2 protein-coding genes are annotated in these 1,960 nt (G+C 64.2%); one reads left to right on the forward strand and one right to left on the reverse strand.

What is annotated here, in order from left to right:
- On the forward strand, positions 1 to 712 hold a 712-nt coding region (locus tag WA702_RS15070; RefSeq protein WP_425111330.1), incomplete at its 5' end, for a thiamine pyrophosphate-dependent enzyme.
- 60 nt (positions 713 to 772) lie between these two features.
- Here the strand turns inward: WA702_RS15070 and WA702_RS15075 are convergent.
- Positions 773 to 1,960 (reverse strand): TMEM143 family protein (locus WA702_RS15075; RefSeq protein WP_425111331.1); only part of this gene is annotated, 1,188 nt, incomplete at its 5' end.

Genomic DNA, 1,960 nt, shown 5'->3' on the forward strand with positions numbered 1-1,960 from the left:
CGCCTCGATCGGCTTCGGCCAGTTCGCGCATTCGATCCGGCGCGGCGTCAACATGACCTATATCGTCGAGAACAACGGCGTCTACGGCCTTACCAAGGGCCAGTTCTCGGCTACCGCCGACCGCGGCTCCAAATCGAAGAAGGGCCTCACCAATACCGACAACGCGATCGACCTGGTCGGCATCGCGCTGCAGTTGGGCGCGACCTATGTCGCCCGCTCCTTCTCCGGCGACAAGAAGCAGCTGGTGCCGATCATTGCCGGCGCGCTGCAGCACAAGGGCTCGGCGTTCATCGACGTGGTCAGCCCGTGCATCGCCTTCAACAACCACGCCGGTTCGACCAAGAGCTTCGACTATGTCCGCGAGCACAATGACGCCGTGAACCGGCTCGACGTGCTGACCGGCCGCGATCCGATCACGGTCGATTACGCCCCCGGCACCACGCAGATCGTCGAGCAGCACGATGGCTCGCGGCTGGCGCTGCGCAAGATCGACGCCGACTACGATCCGCATGATCGGCTGGGCGCGATGACGTTCCTGCAGAAGCACGCCGCGCAAGGCCAGATCGTCACCGGCCTGCTCTATGTCGATCCCGAGGCGGAAGACCTGCACAGCCATCTCAACACGGTGCACCGGCCGCTGAACCGGCTGGAGGCCGAAGACCTGTGCCCGGGATCGGCTGCGCTGGACAAGATCAACGCGAGCCTGCGTTAACCCTGGCGACGACAACAGAAGTCCGCCCTTCTGCGCGCGAAGAGCTGAACCCGCTGCGGTTTAGTTCGCGGCTGGACGCAGCAACGTCGTCCACACCTGCTCCAGCCGCCTGATCGCCTCCGCCGGCATGACCACCGCGGCCGTGGCCTCGGTCTGCTTCAACAAGCCGAACTCCTGCAGCTTCGCCAACGCCGCATCGACCGCGAATGATGGGCGAATCCCGAACGCCTGCTGCAGCAGCTCCTCGACATGGCCGCCGACCGCCTCGCGCCGGAGCGGTACGGCCGCGAGCCACAGTGCGGCATAGGCCAGCAGCGCCTCTTTCCAGTCCTGGTCCTCGGCCTCACCGATCAGATAGTTGAAGATGCCGGAGTTGTTGTTGATGTTGCGGAAGTAGACGTTGTCGGTGACCTGCTTCTGGTGGATCAGCGACTGGCGGTGGAAGTTGCCCCATTGCCGCAGCACGAAGCTGCCGAGCGCGAACACGCCGGACAGTGCCGCCAGCGCCTGCTTGGTGTCGTCGTCCTGCACCGTGCCGGTGAGGCCGAGATAGAAGCCCGCGACCACGAACAGCACCGTCAAGGTGGAGGCCAGCTTGATCAGGATCGGCACGCCGCCGATTAGCGCCGGTACGCCGAGGGTGAGCTGGTCGAACACGCTCATCACGACCCGCACGTTCGGAAGCAGGGCTTCCAGATCGCCGCGGGCGATGTGGCGGAAATATTTGAACAGCACGGCACCGCCGCGGATCTTGCTCCGATTGTGCCAGACGCCGATCCGCGGCTTCACCGGCTTGGCCGCCACATCGTCAGGCTTGGTCGCGACCATCAGGACGACATCGTCATAGACGTCGACGTCGAACGCGCGCCGCCGCAAACCGTAGAGCGAGGCGATTTCGATGGTCTCCCGGTGCTGGCCGCGCCGAAACATCCTGATGTCGCGATAGTCTGATATCGGCGCCTTGATCTTGACCCTGACCAGCGCGTGCTCCGCAAAAGCCTGCATGATTTCCGCATGGGTGATCTCGACGAAGTTAGCCTCGCGCAGGATGCGGACGAACTCGTCGCTCAAGGCGCGATAGGCGACATCGAGCCGCGGCGCGGGACGGTGCGCCACCGAGCCGACCTCGGGATCGAAATAGAAATAAGCCTCGCGCAGGCGGTCGAGCTCGTTGAAATATTGCTGATGCAGGATGGCGCCGAGCATGGCAGCAAGCTGTCGCAGTTCGCTCGCGGCACCGTCATCGAC

It is taken from the genome of Bradyrhizobium sp. (genome assembly GCF_049798375.1).
Taxonomy (GTDB): Bacteria; Pseudomonadota; Alphaproteobacteria; order Rhizobiales; family Xanthobacteraceae; genus Bradyrhizobium.